This window comes from Nocardia goodfellowii, assembly GCF_017875645.1.
GTDB lineage: Bacteria > Actinomycetota > Actinomycetes > Mycobacteriales > Mycobacteriaceae > Nocardia > Nocardia goodfellowii.
Genome location: NZ_JAGGMR010000001.1, coordinates 1 through 17,463, shown reverse-complemented (window position 1 = coordinate 17,463; position 17,463 = coordinate 1). Strand labels below are relative to the sequence as shown.

13 protein-coding genes and 3 rRNA genes are annotated in these 17,463 nt (G+C 62.7%); 13 read left to right on the top strand and 3 right to left on the bottom strand.

The features are described 5' to 3' along the window. The first annotated feature begins 37 nt into the window (after positions 1–37). The 9 genes from BJ987_RS00080 to BJ987_RS00040 all read left to right on the top strand — a co-directional run bounded on the left by BJ987_RS00080 (position 38) and on the right by BJ987_RS00040 (position 7,478). Positions 38–286 (top strand): ATP synthase F0 subunit C, encoded by a 249-nt coding sequence (locus BJ987_RS00080; protein WP_209883487.1) that lies wholly within the window; start codon positions 38–40, stop codon positions 284–286. Between the two features lie 5 nt (positions 287–291). Then, complete coding sequence (locus BJ987_RS00075) at positions 292–852, top strand: F0F1 ATP synthase subunit B (protein ID WP_209883486.1); 561 nt, start codon at positions 292–294, stop codon at positions 850–852. 19 nt (positions 853–871) lie between these two features. Continuing rightward, entirely contained in the window at positions 872–1,681 is an 810-nt protein-coding gene (locus BJ987_RS00070; protein WP_209883485.1) for a F0F1 ATP synthase subunit delta, read from the top strand. A gap of 46 nt (positions 1,682–1,727) precedes the next feature. Next, complete coding sequence (atpA, locus tag BJ987_RS00065) at positions 1,728–3,368, top strand: F0F1 ATP synthase subunit alpha (protein ID WP_209883484.1); 1,641 nt, start codon at positions 1,728–1,730, stop codon at positions 3,366–3,368. A 53-nt stretch (positions 3,369–3,421) separates the two neighbouring features. Then, positions 3,422–4,393, top strand: a complete 972-nt coding sequence (locus tag BJ987_RS00060; RefSeq protein WP_209883483.1) for a F0F1 ATP synthase subunit gamma — start codon at positions 3,422–3,424, stop codon at positions 4,391–4,393. A 24-nt stretch (positions 4,394–4,417) separates the two neighbouring features. Beyond that, positions 4,418–5,866, top strand: coding sequence for a F0F1 ATP synthase subunit beta (atpD, locus tag BJ987_RS00055; RefSeq protein WP_209883482.1), 1,449 nt, complete (start codon positions 4,418–4,420; stop codon positions 5,864–5,866). A gap of 6 nt (positions 5,867–5,872) precedes the next feature. Continuing rightward, on the top strand, positions 5,873–6,262 hold the full coding sequence (locus tag BJ987_RS00050) for a F0F1 ATP synthase subunit epsilon (RefSeq protein WP_209883481.1): 390 nt from the start codon (positions 5,873–5,875) through the stop codon (positions 6,260–6,262). Between the two features lie 194 nt (positions 6,263–6,456). Beyond that, the gene (locus BJ987_RS00045; RefSeq protein WP_209883480.1) at positions 6,457–6,879 is read left to right on the top strand and encodes a DUF2550 domain-containing protein; all 423 of its coding nucleotides are present in this window, start codon (positions 6,457–6,459) and stop codon (positions 6,877–6,879) included. Between the two features lie 26 nt (positions 6,880–6,905). Beyond that, positions 6,906–7,478, top strand: coding sequence for a cob(I)yrinic acid a,c-diamide adenosyltransferase (locus BJ987_RS00040; protein WP_209883478.1), 573 nt, complete (start codon positions 6,906–6,908; stop codon positions 7,476–7,478). Positions 7,479–7,549: 71 nt separating this feature from the next. On the opposite strand, the gene BJ987_RS00035 is transcribed toward BJ987_RS00040, so the two are convergent. The 3 genes from BJ987_RS00035 to BJ987_RS00025 all read right to left on the bottom strand — a co-directional run bounded on the left by BJ987_RS00035 (position 7,550) and on the right by BJ987_RS00025 (position 10,050). Further along, positions 7,550–7,921 carry a group I truncated hemoglobin gene (locus BJ987_RS00035; RefSeq protein ID WP_209883476.1) on the bottom strand — a complete coding sequence of 124 codons (372 nt, stop codon included), beginning with the start codon at positions 7,919–7,921 and terminating at the stop codon, positions 7,550–7,552. Positions 7,922–8,029: 108 nt separating this feature from the next. Continuing rightward, positions 8,030–8,842 carry a DivIVA domain-containing protein gene (locus tag BJ987_RS00030; RefSeq protein ID WP_209883474.1) on the bottom strand — a complete coding sequence of 271 codons (813 nt, stop codon included), beginning with the start codon at positions 8,840–8,842 and terminating at the stop codon, positions 8,030–8,032. Next, positions 8,833–10,050 (bottom strand): globin domain-containing protein, encoded by a 1,218-nt coding sequence (locus BJ987_RS00025; RefSeq protein ID WP_209883473.1) that lies wholly within the window; start codon positions 10,048–10,050, stop codon positions 8,833–8,835. Before BJ987_RS00025 ends, BJ987_RS00030 begins: the two co-directional genes overlap by 10 nt. A 420-nt stretch (positions 10,051–10,470) precedes the next feature. Between BJ987_RS00025 and murA the strand changes: the two genes are divergently transcribed. The 4 genes from murA to rrf all read left to right on the top strand — a co-directional run bounded on the left by murA (position 10,471) and on the right by rrf (position 17,443). After that, entirely contained in the window at positions 10,471–11,751 is a 1,281-nt protein-coding gene (murA, locus tag BJ987_RS00020; RefSeq protein WP_209883471.1) for a UDP-N-acetylglucosamine 1-carboxyvinyltransferase, read from the top strand. A gap of 480 nt (positions 11,752–12,231) precedes the next feature. After that, a 16S ribosomal RNA gene (locus BJ987_RS00015) occupies positions 12,232–13,750 on the top strand. Between the two features lie 324 nt (positions 13,751–14,074). Then, positions 14,075–17,213, top strand: a 23S ribosomal RNA gene (locus tag BJ987_RS00010). 113 nt (positions 17,214–17,326) lie between these two features. Further along, a 5S ribosomal RNA gene (gene rrf, locus BJ987_RS00005) occupies positions 17,327–17,443 on the top strand. The 16S, 23S and 5S rRNA genes sit together here, the layout of an rRNA operon. Positions 17,444–17,463: the final 20 nt, after the last annotated feature.

Below are 17,463 nucleotides of genomic sequence, written 5' to 3'. Positions count from 1 at the left end.
GACCGGCGGTGTGTGCAACAGAAAGGGAAAGAAACTCATGAGCCTCGCGTACCTGGCCCAGGAAGCCGCCACCACCGGCGAGAAGTTCAAGGGCTTCGGCGCCATCGGCTACGGCCTGGCCGCCATCGGCCCCGGCATCGGCGTCGGCATCGTGGTCGGTAAGGCCATCGAGGGCATCGCCCGCCAGCCCGAACTGCAGGGCACGATCCGGACCAACATGTTCCTCGGTATCGCGTTCACCGAGGCGCTGGCCCTGATCGGCCTCGTCGCCGGCTTCATCTTCTGATTGCCATGACCGGCATGACTGTGCTCGCGGAAACTGCGGGGGAGGAACGCAACCCCCTCATTCCCGAGCCGTATGACATCTTTTGGTCGGCAGTCTGCCTGCTCGTAATCGGCATCGTCTTCTACAAGTACGTCGTTCCCCGCCTGATGAAGGTGCTGGACGAGCGTGCCGAGAAGATCGAGGGCGGCATCGCCCGCGCCGAGGTCGCGCAGGAAGAAGCCCAGCAGACACTCGAGCAGTACAAGCAGCAGCTGGCCGACGCTCGCCTGGAAGCCGCGCGCATCCGTGAGGAAGCCCGGACCCAGGGGCAGGAAATCCTGGCGCAGATGCGCTCGGAGGCCCAGGCCGAGAGCGATCGCATTGTGGCCGCCGGCCACAGCCAGCTGGAAGCCCAGCGCCAGCAGATCCAGAACGAGCTGCGTTCCGAAGTCGGCCGTACGGCCGTCGACTTGGCCGAGAAGGTTATCGGTCAGTCGGTTTCGGACGAAGCCAAGCAGGCGGCATCGATCGAGCGGTTCCTGACCGAACTCGACGAGTCGAATGCCGGCATCGGGGTCGGAAGGTAACGACGCGAAAGTGAGAAGCATGTACGCAGCGAGCCGTGAGGCGAGCGCCCGGTCCCGAGAGGCGCTGCGCGCCGCTCTGACCGGAAGCGACAGCGTTGCCGCCACGACGGGCTCTGAACTGTTCGCCGTTGTCGCCGTGCTGGACGAACAGCGTTCGCTGCGTGTTGCGCTCGCGGACGTGTCGGTGCCTGGTTCGGCGCGTGCCGAGCTGAGCGAGCGGGTCTTCGGCGGCAAGGTCAGTCCTGCCACACAGGCAGTGCTGACCACCGCCGTGGCCCAGGACTGGTCCCGCACCGCCGATCTGGTCGACACCCTGGTGTTGCTCGGGCAGGAAGCGTTGCTGGAGTCGGCAGCCGACAGCGGCAAGCTCGACGCGGTGGAGGACGAGCTGTTCCGGCTCGGACGCATCATCGCCGACAGCCCCGAACTGGAGCAGGCACTGTCGGATCGCGGCAAGCCGGCTCAGGCCAAGCGCGAACTGATCGCCCGGTTGCTGAACGGCAAGGCCTCCGACATCACGGTCGCCCTCGCCGAACAGGCCGTCGTCCGGCAAAAGACCAGCATCGGCGACGCGTTCGACGCGCTGTCCGACTTGGCGGCCGCCCGGCGCGAACAGATTGTCGCGCATGTGCAGGCCGCGATCGAGCTGACCCAGGAGCAGCGGGACCGGCTGGCCGGCTCCCTGCAGCGCATCTACGGAAAGCCGGTCGCAGTACACGTCGAGGTCGATCCGAATCTGCTGAGCGGGCTGGTTGTCCGCGTCGGCGACGACGTGATCGACGGCAGCGCCATCGGCCGACTGGAGCGGCTGCGCCGCGAGCTGGCCTAGCCCACCCCCCGACATTCGAGAACGACACAGCGAGAGCAGGAAGAACATGGCGGAGCTGACGATCTCCTCCGACGAGATCCGTAGCGCGATCGAGAGCTACACCCAGAGCTACACCCCCGAGACCTCCATCGAAGAAATCGGTGTGGTCACCGACGCGAGTGACGGCATCGCGCACGTCTCCGGCCTGCCTTCGGCAATGGCCAACGAGCTGCTCGAGTTCCCGGGCGGCGTGCTCGGCGTCGCGCTGAACCTCGAAGACCGCGAGATCGGTGCGGTCATCCTCGGCGAGTTCGCCGAGATCGAAGAGGGCCAGGAAGTCAAGCGGACCGGTGACGTGCTCTCGGTCCCCGTCGGTGACAACTTCCTCGGTCGCGTGGTCAACCCGCTCGGCCAGCCGATCGACGGCCTCGGCGACATCGAGGCCGAAGAGCGTCGCGTGCTCGAGCTGCAGGCCGCTTCCGTGCTGGAGCGTCAGCCGGTCGAGGAGCCGATGGCCACCGGCATCACCGCCATCGACGCCCTGACCGCCATCGGCCGCGGCCAGCGTCAGCTGGTCATCGGTGACCGCAAGACCGGAAAGACCGCGGTCTGCATCGACGCCATCCTGAACCAGAAGGCGAACTGGGAGTCCGGCGACCCGGCGAAGCAGATGCGCTGCATCTACGTCGCCATCGGTCAGAAGGGTTCCACCATCGCGGGCGTCAAGGCCGCGCTGGAGGAGCACGGCGCGATGGAGTACACCACCATCGTCGCGGCCCCGGCCTCGGACTCCGCCGGCTTCAAGTGGCTGGCCCCCTACACCGGTTCGGCCATCGGCCAGCACTGGATGTACCAGGGCAAGCACGTCCTGATCGTGTTCGACGACCTGACCAAGCAGGCCGAGGCGTACCGCGCCATCTCGCTGCTGCTGCGTCGCCCGCCGGGCCGCGAGGCGTACCCGGGTGACGTCTTCTACCTGCACTCGCGTCTGCTGGAGCGTTGCGCGAAGCTCTCCGACGCCATGGGCGCGGGCTCGATGACCGGTCTGCCGATCATCGAGACCAAGGCCGGTGACGTCTCGGCGTTCATCCCGACCAACGTCATCTCCATCACCGACGGCCAGGTCTTCCTCGAGTCCGACCTGTTCAACAAGGGTGTCCGCCCGGCGATCAACGTCGGTACCTCGGTTTCCCGTGTCGGTGGCGCCGCCCAGACCAAGGCCATGAAGAAGGTCGCCGGTTCGCTGCGTCTGGAGCTGGCCCAGTTCCGTGAGCTGGAGGCGTTCTCCGCCTTCGCCTCCGACCTGGATGCCGCCTCCAAGGCTCAGCTCGAGCGCGGCGCCCGCTGGGTCGAGCTGCTCAAGCAGAACCAGTACTCGCCGGTTTCGGTCGAGGACCAGGTCATCTCGATCTTCCTGGTGGACAAGGGCTACTACGACTCGGTTCCGGTCGGCGACATCCGTCGCTTCAACCGCGAGCTGCTCGAAGACCTGCACCGCAACGCCCAGGACGCGTTCGACTCGCTGCAGGGTGGCGCCAAGCCGCTCGACGGCGATGCGGCCGAGGCCATCACGTCGGCGACCGACAAGTTCAAGGCGGGCTTCCTCGCTTCGGACGGCAGCCGCGTGGTGAACGAGGCGGAAGCCGGCGAGCTCGACCACGAAGAGGTCGAGAAGCTGTCGGTTACCCGCAAGCACGTCGAGAAGTAAGTCGGACTAGCTGATGCGCTATTCGGAACTGGCGAATGAAGGGAGGGTGACCAATGGCAAGCTTGCGTGAATTGCGCTCCCGCATTCGCAGTGTGAATTCGACCAAGAAGATCACCAAGGCCCAAGAGCTGATCGCGACCTCGCGAATCACCAAGGCTCAGGCCCGGGTCGCGGCCGCCAAGCCGTACGCCGAGGAGATCACCAAGGCGCTGGCCGAGCTGGCGAGTGCGTCGAAGAACCTGGCGCACCCGCTGCTGACCGAGCGGGAAAACCCGCGCCGGGCAGCGGTTCTGGTGATCAGCAGTGACCGCGGCATGTGCGGTGGTTACAACTCCAACGTGTTCCGGCGCGCTGAAGAGCTGATGACCACCTTGCGCAACGAGGGCAAGGAGCCGGTGCTGTATGTGATGGGCAACAAAGGCCTCACGTACTACACCTTCCGCAGCCGTCCGCCGGTGGCCGCGTGGACCGGGTTCTCCCAGCAGCCGACCTACCTCGATGCGTCGGCCGCGTGCAACCACCTGGTCGAGGCGTTCATGGCCGGAGCCGACGGCGAGGTGCCCGCACCCAACGGTGAGGGCAACATCGCCGGTGTCGACGAACTGCATGTCGTCTACACCCGGTTCGTCTCGATGCTGACGCAGACCCCGGAGGTGCGCCGCCTGGCGCCGATCCAGGTCAGCTTCATCGAAGAGAGCTTCGATATGGGCGAGGACAGCTTCTCGGATTCCGAGACCGCTGACATCAAGGCCCAGTACGAGTTCGAGCCCGACGCCGATGTGCTGCTGGCGGCGCTGCTGCCCAAGTACATCAACACGCGTATCTACTCATCGTTGCTCGAGGCAGCGGCATCCGAGTCCGCGGCTCGGCGCACCGCAATGAAGGCCGCCACCGACAACGCCAACGAGCTGGCCAGTGTGCTGCAGCGCGAGGCGAACTCGGTGCGTCAGGCCCAGATCACGCAGGAAATCAGCGAAATCGTGGGTGGCGTCAACGCGCTGGCCGCGAGCGGCGACCGCGACTAAAGCGCAGGAAGAGAAACCAAACCAATGACCGCAGCTGTCTCTCAAGACACCACGGCTCGGGCCGGTGGCACCGCAGGCCGCGTCGTCCGGGTCATCGGCCCCGTCGTGGACGTCGAGTTCCCGCGCGGCTCGATCCCCGAGCTGTTCAACGCTCTGCACGCCGACATCGCTCTGAAGTCGGTGGCCAAGACCCTCACCCTCGAGGTCGCCCAGCACCTCGGCGACGGCATCGTGCGCACCATCTCGATGCAGCCGACCGACGGCCTGGTCCGTGGCGCGAGCGTCTCCGACACCGGTAAGCCGATCTCGGTGCCCGTCGGTGACATCGTCAAGGGCCACGTCTTCAACGCCCTTGGTGACTGCCTGGACAGCCCGGGCCTGGGCCGCGACGGCGAGCAGTGGGGCATCCACCGCAAGCCCCCGAGCTTCGATCAGCTCGAAGGCAAGACCGAGCTGCTCGAGACCGGCATCAAGGTCATCGACCTGCTGACCCCGTACGTGAAGGGCGGCAAGATCGGTCTGTTCGGTGGCGCCGGTGTCGGCAAGACCGTGCTGATCCAGGAGATGATCACCCGTATCGCGCGTGAGTTCTCCGGTACGTCGGTGTTCGCCGGCGTCGGTGAGCGCACCCGTGAGGGCACCGACCTGCACCTGGAAATGGAAGAGATGGGCGTCCTGCAGGACACCGCCCTGGTCTTCGGCCAGATGGACGAGCCGCCGGGCACGCGTATGCGCGTCGCCCTCTCGGCTCTGACCATGGCCGAGTACTTCCGCGACGTGCAGCACCAGGACGTGCTGCTGTTCATCGACAACATCTTCCGTTTCACCCAGGCCGGTTCCGAGGTCTCGACCCTGCTGGGTCGTATGCCCTCCGCCGTGGGTTACCAGCCGACGCTGGCGGACGAGATGGGTGAGCTCCAGGAGCGCATCACCTCGACCCGTGGTCGCTCGATCACCTCGCTGCAGGCGATCTACGTCCCCGCCGACGACTACACCGACCCGGCGCCGGCCACCACCTTCGCCCACCTGGACGCGACGACCGAGCTTTCCCGCCCGATCTCGCAGAAGGGCATCTACCCGGCTGTCGACCCGCTGACCTCGACCTCTCGTATCCTCGAGGCTTCGATCGTCGGCGACCGGCACTTCGCGGTGGCCAACGAGGTCAAGCGGATCCTGCAGAAGTACAAGGAACTGCAGGACATCATCGCCATCCTGGGTATGGACGAGCTCTCCGAAGAGGACAAGGTCCTCGTCGGCCGCGCCCGTCGTCTGGAGAAGTTCCTCGGCCAGAACTTCATCGTGGCCGAGAAGTTCACCGGTCAGCCGGGCTCGGTCGTGCCGCTGGAGCAGACCATCGACGACTTCGACCGGGTCTGCAAGGGCGAGTTCGACCACTTCCCGGAGCAGGCGTTCAACTCCTGCGGTGGTCTCGACGACGTCGAGGCGGCCGCGAAGAAGATCGCCGGAAAGTAGTCCACGATGGCTGAGTCCAGCAAGGACATGTCAGTTGACCTCGTCGCGCTCGAACGCAGGCTCTGGTCCGGCCAGGCCTCGTTCGTCAGCGCGCAGACCACCGAGGGCCAGATCGGCATCATGCCGGGACACGAGCCGCTGCTCGGCCAGTTGGTCGAGGGCGGCACCGTGACCATCGTTCCGGTCGAGGGTGAGCGGATCGTCGCGGCGGTGCACGGCGGGTTCTTCTCCGTCACGGCCAATACGGTCCGGGTGCTGGCCGAGACTGCCGAGTTCGCCGGTGAGGTCGATGTCGACGCGGCCCGCAAGGTGCTCGCCGACGCCGAGGCCTCCGAGGAGGACCGGACGGTGGCTCAGGCTCAGGTGCGCGCGGTCGAAGCGCTCGCCGAGCACTGACGAGAGTACGGTTGTAATTTCATAGCGCAGGTCGGCGGCGAAGGTTATCTTCGCCGCCGACAATGCTTTTCGGTCGGACAAGGGCTACCCCGTGGTCGCCTGTTTGTAGACTCGTGTTTGAATATCGCAACGGATGGGTAACGGCTGCCGCGCCTGGTGGCCGGGCGAAAGGACGGACCGCATTGCAGACCGGGATGATTGTTCTGATCACCCTGGTATTGATGCTGGTCGCGCTCGCCCTGATTTCTACCTACCGCCTGCTAATGCTGCGCCGCGGCGGCACCTCCGCCTTGTTACGGGTCTTGCCCGCCAACGGTGGCCAGGGTTGGCGGCACGGTTTGATCCGCTATGACGAGGATCGCCTCGTCTTCTACAAACTCACCAGCTTGAAGCTGGGCCCCGATTCCGTGATTCGCCGGCAGGGGATCGAGATCGGCGAACGGCGCGGCCCCGTCGGCGACGAATACGACATCATGACCGACGAAATCATCGTCACCGGCGTATCCGATGCCCACGGCGGCTTCGAGATCGCCTTGGACCGGGGCGCTCGCGCGGCTTTCCTGTCCTGGGTCGAATCCCGCCCGTCGGACCGCACCCGCCGTCTCGGCGGGCTCTGATCCCGCCAGCCACTACGCTGGATCTCGTGAACGTGCACCTCACGCGGATCTACACGCGTACCGGCGATGACGGAACCACCGGTCTCAGCGATTTCTCCCGGGTCTCCAAGAACGATCCCCGCCTGGCCGCCTACGCCGACTGCGACGAAGCGAATGCCGCGATCGGCGTGGCCGTGGCACTGGGCGATCCCGAACCCGAGATTCTGGCGGTGCTGCGCCAGGTGCAGAACGATCTCTTCGACGCGGGCGCGGATCTGTCCACCCCGGTGGTGGCCGAGCCCAAATATCCCCCGCTGCGCATCACGCAGGACTACATCGACCGCCTGGAAGGCTGGTGCGATGAGTTCAATGCCGAACTGGCGCCGTTGAATTCGTTCATTCTGCCCGGCGGCACCCCGTTGGCCGCGCTGCTGCACACCGCGCGCACCGTTGCCCGGCGCGCGGAGCGTTCGGCGTGGGCCGCGGTGGACGCGCATCCGGACGACACCAGCGTGCTGCCCGCGCGTTACCTGAACCGGTTGTCGGATCTGCTGTTCATTCTCAGCCGGGTCACCAACCCTGGCGGCGATGTGCTCTGGCAGCCCGGCGGCGCGAAGTAGTAGTCGGCCGCGAAACGACGAAGGGCCCTTTCATCCGCGCGGGATGAAAGGGCCCTTTCGGCGTTTGTCGATCAGCTCTGCACGCCCGCGCTGGCAATGTCGTCGGACAGCGGCGCGATCGCCGCGATGATCTGCTCGACGGTGTCGTCGGGCACGCCCGCGCCACTCAACGCGGCGATGAGGTGCCCCGCGACCAGGTCGAAGTGCTTCTGCGCGATCCCGCGGCCTTGGTGCACGTCACGCATCCCGGCGCCGCTGTAGGTCTCTGGTCCGCCCAGGGCGGCGCAGAAGAATTCGGTCTGCAGCCCCTTGAGCCGGGACATGTTCACGCCGGTGAAGAACCTGGCCAGTTCCTCGTCGGCCAGTACCCGGACGTAGAAATCGTCGACGACAGCGGCGATGGCCTCGGCCCCGCCGATCTGGTCATAAATGGAATCCGCCATTGCAGGCTTACCCTTCTCAATTCGTCGTGGCCGTTTCGAACCTCGGCCGCGAATCGAAAAGCACTGTAGCGCAAGGAATTTCGATTCGCAGCTTGGGATTCGGCGGCACTAGTGGCTGAAGTCGTCGGAAGAGGTGAGCTGCGCCGGACTCCAGTACGACACCGGAGCGGGCTTGTCCACGGCCTCGACCGGCGTCGAGATCTCGGCCTGCACCGGACGCGAAGCGTTCTGCTGCTGCGGCGCTTTCGGCTCGCCGAGCTTGTCGATCTCGCTGAACAGCGCCTCGACGATGGTGTGCATCTGCTTCTGCGCGATCTGCGCGTAGGTGCGGATGTACTCGATCTCGGCGGGCACCGGATCCGGCGCCCCCGTGGGCACATTGGTCAGCGAGGCGATTCCGTCGGCCGCCTGCGCCGCGGACTCCTGTGCCTGGCGCAGAATGTCCGCGTATTGCTGCCGGGCCGCCGCGACCAGCTCGCGAGCGTAGACCTCGGCCTCGGCCACGGTCGACTCCGCCGACAACTGCGCCTGGCTCAGCATGTTCACCGCGCGGATGTTGACCCCGAGCAGGTCGTGCTGCGCTTCCTCACGCAACTGATGGTTTTCCCGGCGCACCGCCGCGAGATCGGAGCGCAGCTGCTCGACGGTGAACGTGTCCGCGGGTGTCGAGGACTTGTACATCGCGAGCTGGCGTTCCAGATCGGCGACCCGGGAGGCCAGATAATCGTTGTCCGACAACAGCGATTTCTCACCGCTGAACTCGAGTTGCTGGCTGAGCCGCTTATTGGTGGCATTGAGCCGCGACACCTCGCGCGCGACCCGCTCCAGGAATTCCTCGACGTCGTTCTCGTCGTAACCGCGCCGCCCCAGAGCCGATCTCTTGAACTTCGCCTTCTCGATATCGCGTGGCTTCAGCGCCATGTCGTCACCTCATGCCCGGCCCCCGCCGGAATAGTGTCGGCGCCGATCGCTGCCGGTGCCTCGGCCGCTGCGGGCTCTTGCTCCGCGACCGTGTCGAACTGTTCGAACCTGATAGCCGAGCGCGGCATGCCCGCCGCGGCCAGCGCGGTGGTGGTGTGCTCGATCATCGGCGTTGATCCGCACACCAGCGCGGTGTAGCCCTGCCAGTGGTGCGCCTGGGCGGCGACGGTTCCGACGACACCCTTGGCGCCGGGGTAGGTCGGGTCTTCGGAGACGACCGGCGTGTAGCGGAACCACGGCCGGGTGTTGGCCATCTCGCTGAGGAAATGATGTTCGTAGAGGTTCCATTGCGTCCGAACCCCGTGGAACAGATGGACATTCGTGGTTCGGCCGGTTTCCCGCCAATCCGCGTCCAGCTGTTCGATGACCGCGCTCATCGGCGCCAGGCCGGTTCCGCCGGCGACCATCAGGAGATCGCCGCGCAGATCGTCGGCCAGGGTGAGCGCAGTGCCGATCGGCGCACCGAGCCGCACCGTGTCGCCGGGCCGGATCTCGCGGGCCAGGGGCGCGCTGACGTGCCCGCCCGCGACGATCTGCACATTGAGATCGATGGTGCCGTCGGCCCGCGGCGCGTTCGCCGGAGTGTAGTAACGCCACATCTTGGGCCGCTGCGGAATCTCCACGGCCATCGACTGTCCGGCCACATACGGGTACGGCTCGGTCGGGCGAATTCGCAGCACCGCGACATCGATGCTGCGGCGGTCGGTGCCGATGACTTCGGCGTCCCACCAGGCGGGGGAGGTGGCTTCGTCGTCCTCGGCGGCGACGACCATCAGTTTGGCGACGATGCCGTAGGCCTCGGCCCAATCGGCGGCGAGGCTGTCGGTCCAGGCGGCGCCCAGGAAGTACTGCAGGGTCGCGAGCAGCGAGGCGCCGGCGGCGGGGTAATGATCAGCAACGACTTCGAACTTGCGGTGATCGCGGCCGAGCTGCTGCACGAAGCTCGGGTCGGCGCCGATCTTGTCCACATTGCTGACGATGCGGCCGAGGGCGGCGAAGAACTTGCCGCGCTGCGTGGCCATCGAAACCGGGAACATGGCCCGCACATCGGGATGCGCCATGAACAGGTGTGAGTAGAAGTACAGAACCGCTTCGTCGCCGACCTTCTCGACGTCGCGCCAACTCGATTGGAGTGCGGGGATATCCATAGCGGCTCAGCAGGGGTTGGATAGGAGAGCGCCGGGTCGGACTGCTCGACCCGGTATGCCGGTGATCAACGGAGAATTCCTCGATCCTGTGGTGTCGGTAGGGGATTCGACCTCGGCCGACACCAGGGTGGGCGCGCTGCGCCGCGGGTTGGTCTGTCGACATCGAGCGAACTGACTCGGCGGTAGCGTAGTCGAAATGCAACGGTGCCGCAGAACGAGAGGCCCGGATTTACAGTCTCTTCGGCTTGGTGACGGGGTAGCGCATTTCACGCAAACCGCTCAGCCGTGCACCGGGATCGCGTACACACACATGTGCCGTCTCGTGGATGGATAAGCTAGCCCCGTGAGCGAGCGAAGCGAGGGAACCGTGGGCACTGCGCCCTCCGGCACACCACAACCGAGCGCCGGCGAGGTTGTGGCGTGAGCGAACGGTTTCTGGTCACCGGCGGCAATCGGCTCGTCGGCGAGGTGACAGTGGGAGGCGCGAAGAACAGCGTCCTCAAGCTGATGGCCGCCGCCCTCCTGGCGGAGGGCACGTCGACGATCACCAACTGCCCGGACATCCTCGACGTCCCCCTGATGGCCGAGGTACTGCGCGGTCTCGGCTGCGAGGTCACCATTACCGACGACGCCCCGGGCGACCGCTCGGTGGTGACCATCACGACGCCCGCCGAGCCGAAGTACCACGCCGACTTTCCGGCGGTCACCCAGTTCCGTGCCTCGGTCTGCGTGCTCGGCCCGCTCATGGCGCGGTGCAAGCGCGCCGTCGTCGCGCTGCCCGGCGGTGACGCCATCGGCTCCCGCCCGCTCGATATGCACCAGACCGGTCTGCGTCTGCTGGGCGCGACCAGCGAAATCGAGCACGGTTGTGTCGTCGCCCAGGCCGATCAGCTGCAGGGTGCGCGTATCCGGCTCGATTTCCCGTCCGTCGGTGCGACGGAGAACATCCTCATGGCGGCGGTGCTCGCCGAGGGGGAGACGGTCATCGACAACGCCGCGCGCGAACCCGACATCGTCGATCTGTGCAACATGCTGGTGCGGATGGGCGCGCGGGTCAGTGGCGCGGGTACGTCCGTGCTCACGATCCAGGGTGTGAAGACGCTGAAGCCGACCGACCACCGCGTCATCGGCGACCGGATCGTCGCCGCGACCTGGGGGATCGCCGCGTCCATGACGATGGGCGATGTGAAGGTCACCGGGGTGAATCCCAAGCATTTGTCACTCGTGCTGGACAAGCTGCGCTCGGCCGGTGCCCGAATCTCCTTCGACGTGGACGGTTTTCGCGTGGTGCAGCAGGAGCGTCCGCGCGCGGTCAACTTCTCCACCCTGCCGTTCCCGGGTTTCCCGACCGATCTACAGCCGATGGCCATCGGCCTGGCCGCGATCGCGGACGGCACCTCGATGATCACCGAAAATATCTTCGAAGCGCGTTTCCGCTTCGTCGAGGAGATGATCCGTCTGGGCGCCGATGCGCGGACCGACGGCCATCACGCGGTCGTCCGCGGGATTCCGCGGCTGTCCAGCGCCCCGGTTTGGTCCTCCGATATTCGCGCCGGCGCCGGCCTGGTGCTGGCGGGCCTGTGCGCGGACGGAGTCACCGAGGTGCACGATGTCTTCCACATCGACCGCGGCTACCCGAACTTCGTCGAGAAGTTGCAGTCGCTGGGCGGTCAGGTGGAGCGCGTCGGGGCGGCGAATTAACCTCGCGTACCGCGGGTTGACGCCGAAAGTTGGTTGTGACCAGGCGATTTGACATTGATCATCGCGCCACGTAACTTTTATCGAGTCAGAGCGACACGGACACCAACCCGGAGCCTCAGCGGAGACGCGGAGCGAGGGACACGAGGTTGTACGAGGAGCGCCTGACGATCACACTAGCTCGACTGGAACCCCGGATTTGAACCTGGGCGCCTGGCTGAGCTAAGCTGTTCAAGTTGCCTCGCTGAAACCCCCCGAGAGATCGAGTGGTGGATGTGTGTGCGTGTGTTCTTTGAGAACTCAATAGTGTGTCGATGAATGTCAGTGCCAATATTTTATTGGTTCTAGCTATCTCATACCCCCCGGTTGGGATGGTTGGACATTTAACAACAGCGAATCTTTTTGCTGGTGTTTGGCTTTGCTAGGTTTTCGGACTCTAGTTCAGATATTTTTGATTAGCCTTTCGAGGCTTTTCGAGAGTCTTCAACGGAGAGTTTGATCCTGGCTCAGGACGAACGCTGGCGGCGTGCTTAACACATGCAAGTCGAGCGGTAAGGCCCTTCGGGGTACACGAGCGGCGAACGGGTGAGTAACACGTGGGTGATCTGCCCTGTACTTCGGGATAAGCCTGGGAAACTGGGTCTAATACCGGATATGACCTCAGAGTGCATGCTTTGGGGTGGAAAGATTTATCGGTACAGGATGGGCCCGCGGCCTATCAGCTTGTTGGTGGGGTAATGGCCTACCAAGGCGACGACGGGTAGCCGACCTGAGAGGGTGACCGGCCACACTGGGACTGAGACACGGCCCAGACTCCTACGGGAGGCAGCAGTGGGGAATATTGCACAATGGGCGAAAGCCTGATGCAGCGACGCCGCGTGAGGGATGACGGCCTTCGGGTTGTAAACCTCTTTCGACAGGGACGAAGCGCAAGTGACGGTACCTGTAGAAGAAGCACCGGCCAACTACGTGCCAGCAGCCGCGGTAATACGTAGGGTGCGAGCGTTGTCCGGAATTACTGGGCGTAAAGAGCTTGTAGGCGGTTTGTCGCGTCGTTTGTGAAAACTTGGGGCTCAACCCCAAGCTTGCAGGCGATACGGGCAGACTAGAGTACTTCAGGGGAGACTGGAATTCCTGGTGTAGCGGTGAAATGCGCAGATATCAGGAGGAACACCGGTGGCGAAGGCGGGTCTCTGGGAAGTAACTGACGCTGAGAAGCGAAAGCGTGGGTAGCGAACAGGATTAGATACCCTGGTAGTCCACGCCGTAAACGGTGGGTACTAGGTGTGGGTTTCCTTCCACGGGATCCGTGCCGTAGCTAACGCATTAAGTACCCCGCCTGGGGAGTACGGCCGCAAGGCTAAAACTCAAAGGAATTGACGGGGGCCCGCACAAGCGGCGGAGCATGTGGATTAATTCGATGCAACGCGAAGAACCTTACCTGGGTTTGACATACACCAGAAACACCTAGAGATAGGTGCCCCCTTGTGGTTGGTGTACAGGTGGTGCATGGCTGTCGTCAGCTCGTGTCGTGAGATGTTGGGTTAAGTCCCGCAACGAGCGCAACCCTTATCTTATGTTGCCAGCGCGTTATGGCGGGGACTCGTGAGAGACTGCCGGGGTCAACTCGGAGGAAGGTGGGGACGACGTCAAGTCATCATGCCCCTTATGTCCAGGGCTTCACACATGCTACAATGGCCGGTACAGAGGGCTGCGATACCGTGAGGTGGAGCGAATCCCTTAAAGCCGGTCTCAGTTCGGATCGGGGTCTGCAACTCGACCCCGTGAAGTTGGAGTCGCTAGTAATCGCAGATCAGCAACGCTGCGGTGAATACGTTCCCGGGCCTTGTACACACCGCCCGTCACGTCATGAAAGTCGGTAACACCCGAAGCCGGTGGCCCAACCCCTTGTGGGAGGGAGCCGTCGAAGGTGGGATCGGCGATTGGGACGAAGTCGTAACAAGGTAGCCGTACCGGAAGGTGCGGCTGGATCACCTCCTTTCTAAGGAGCATCTCCAGTGAGTTCTTCACGTAGGTGAATGAGCAACTGGCAGAGCCGTTTCGGACTCACATGTAGTCCGGCGGAGCTCATGGGTGGAACACTGACAGCATTCATCGCACTATCAATCGGTCACACGACTGGTTGGCGGTGAATATACCGGCACACTATTGGGTCCTGAAAGAACACGCGTTCTTTCAAGGCGAAACAAACGACGAGACTGGTTCTTCAGTTCATACCGCGGAGATGTTTCTCCGGCTGGTGCTGAGTTTTGGATCATTCTTGTGTGTTGTTTGAGAACTGCACAGTGGACGCGAGCATCTTTGTTAGTAAGTGTTTAAGAGCGTACGGTGGATGCCTTGGCACCAGGAGCCGATGAAGGACGTAGGAGGCTGCGATAAGCCTCGGGGAGCTGTCAACCGAGCTGTGATCCGAGGATTTCCGAATGGGGAAACCCAGCACGAGTGATGTCGTGTTACCCGCGCCTGAATATATAGGGTGTGTGGAGGGAACGTGGGGAAGTGAAACATCTCAGTACCCACAGGAAGAGAAAACAATAGTGATTCCGTGAGTAGTGGCGAGCGAAAGCGGATGAGGCTAAACCATCCAGATGTGATACCCGGCAGGGGTTGTCTGGTTGGGGTAGTGGGAACATTCTTCTTCATTCTGCCGGATGGAGCGAGAGTCAGAAACCTAGGTGTTAGTTGAAGTGGTCTGGAACGGCCGGCCGTAGACGGTGATAGCCCGGTAAACGAAAACTCCTAGGCTCTCGTGGATGTCTCCCGAGTAGCAGCGGGCCCGTGAAATCTGCTGTGAATCTGCCGGGACCACCCGGTAAGCCTGAATACTCCCTGGTGACCGATAGCGGACTAGTACCGTGAGGGAAAGGTGAAAAGTACCCCGGGAGGGGAGTGAAATAGTACCTGAAACCGTGCGCTTACAATCCGTCAAAGCCTTTGAGTCGTTTGGTCGGCTGGGGGTGATGGCGTGCCTTTTGAAGAATGAGCCTGCGAGTTAGTGGCATGTGGCGAGGTTAACCCGTGTGGGGTAGCCGTAGCGAAAGCGAGTCCGAATAGGGCGATACAGTCGCATGTTCTAGACCCGAAGCGGAGTGATCTACCCATGGCCAGGGTGAAGCGACGGTAAGACGTCGTGGAGGCCCGAACCCACTTAGGTTGAAAACTGAGGGGATGAGCTGTGGGTAGGGGTGAAAGGCCAATCAAACTCCGTGATAGCTGGTTCTCCCCGAAATGCATTTAGGTGCAGCGTCGCGTGTTTCTCACCGGAGGTAGAGCTACTGGATGGTCTAGGGGGCCTACAAGCTTACCGAAATCAGCCAAACTCCGAATGCCGGTGAGTGAGAGCGCGGCAGTGAGACTGCGGGGGATAAGCTTCGTAGTCGAGAGGGAAACAGCCCAGATCGCCGGCTAAGGCCCCTAAGCGTGTACTAAGTGGAAAAGGATGTGAAGTCGCGAAGACAACCAGGAGGTTGGCTTAGAAGCAGCCACCCTTGAAAGAGTGCGTAATAGCTCACTGGTCAAGTGATTTTGCGCCGACAATGTAGCGGGGCTCAAGTACACCGCCGAAGCCGCGGCACTCACACAAGACATTCATCTGTTTCTGCGGAAACTTATGCAGTGGTGTGGGTGGGTAGGGGAGCGTCGTGTAGCCATGGAAGCGGCGGAGTGATCCAGCCGTGGAGGCTACGCGAGTGAGAATGCAGGCATGAGTAGCGAAAGACGAGTGAGAAACTCGTCCGCCGAATGATCAAGGGTTCCTGGGCCAGGTTAATCCGCCCAGGGTGAGTCGGGACCTAAGGCGAGGCCGACAGGCGTAGTCGATGGACAACGGGTTGATATTCCCGTACCCGTGTATCCGCGCCCAATGCCGAATCAGTGGTACTAACCGTCCAAATGTTCTCTTATCTCACCTTCGGGTGAGAGGGAGGATTGCTGCACGGGACCTTCGCTGTAGTAGGTAAGCGATGGGGTGACGCAGGAAGGTAGCTGGGCCAGTCAGTGGTTGTACTGGTGTAAGCCTGTAGGGAGTCTGATAGGCAAATCCGTCAGACATATATCCTGAGAGGTGATGCGTAGCCGATTGAGGCGAATTCAGTGATCCTATGCTGCCGAGAAAAGCCTCTAGTGAGTTGGTACACGGCCCGTACCCCAAACCGACACAGGTGATCAGGTAGAGAATACTAAGGCGATCGAGAGAACTGTGGTTAAGGAACTCGGCAAAATGCCCCCGTAACTTCGGGAGAAGGGGGACCTGGTTTGGTGACGGAACTTGCTTCCTGAGCTGAGCTGGGTCGCAGAGACCAGTGAGAAGCGACTGTTTACTAAAAACACAGGTCCGTGCGAAGTCGTAAGACGATGTATACGGACTGACGCCTGCCCGGTGCCGGAAGGTTAAGAGGACCGGTTAGCCCGTAAGGGCGAAGCTGAGAATTTAAGCCCCGGTAAACGGCGGTGGTAACTATAACCATCCTAAGGTAGCGAAATTCCTTGTCGGGTAAGTTCCGACCTGCACGAATGGCGTAACGACTTCTCAGCTGTCTCAACCACAGACTCGGCGAAATTGCATTACGAGTAAAGATGCTCGTTACGCGCGGCAGGACGAAAAGACCCCGGGACCTTCACTATAGCTTGGTATTGGTGTTCGGTACGGTTTGTGTAGGATAGGTGGGAGACTGTGAAGCGGACACGCCAGTGTTTGTGGAGTCGTCGTTGAAATACCACTCTGATCGTATTGGACTTCTAACCTCGGACCATGATCTGGTTCAGGGACAGTGCCTGGTGGGTAGTTTAACTGGGGCGGTTGCCTCCTAAAATGTAACGGAGGCGCCCAAAGGTTCCCTCAGCCTGGTTGGCAATCAGGTGTCGAGTGCAAGTGCACAAGGGAGCTTGACTGTGAGAGCGACAGCTCGAGCAGGGACGAAAGTCGGGACTAGTGATCCGGCACCGGCAAGTGGAAGCGGTGTCGCTCAACGGATAAAAGGTACCCCGGGGATAACAGGCTGATCTTCCCCAAGAGTCCATATCGACGGGATGGTTTGGCACCTCGATGTCGGCTCGTCGCATCCTGGGGCTGGAGTAGGTCCCAAGGGTTGGGCTGTTCGCCCATTAAAGCGGCACGCGAGCTGGGTTTAGAACGTCGTGAGACAGTTCGGTCTCTATCCGCCGCGCGCGTTAAGAAACTTGAGGAAGGCTGTCCCTAGTACGAGAGGACCGGGACGGACGAACCTCTGGTGTGCCAGTTGTTCCGCCAGGAGCACTGCTGGTTAGCTACGTTCGGAAGGGATAACCGCTGAAAGCATCTAAGCGGGAAGCCTGTTCCAAGATGAGGTTTCTCACCCCCTTCGAGGGGTTAAGGCCCCCCACAGACCATGGGGTTGATAGGCCAGAACTGGAAGCCCGGTAACGGGTGCAGGTGACTGGTACTAATCGGCCGAGGACTTACCAACAAAGAAGCTACGCGTCCACTGTGCGGTATCTGAAACAACACACACCGTTTCAGAAACCAACCACCCCCGCGCGGGGGCCGGTTCGGTTTCCGGAGTGGATAGTTTCATAGAGTTACGGCGGCTATAGCGGTGGGGAAACGCCCGGTCCCATTCCGAACCCGGAAGCTAAGGCCACCTGCGCCGATGGTACTGCACTCGACAGGGTGTGGGAGAGTAGGACACCGCCGGAACATCATTGCGAAAGGCCCCC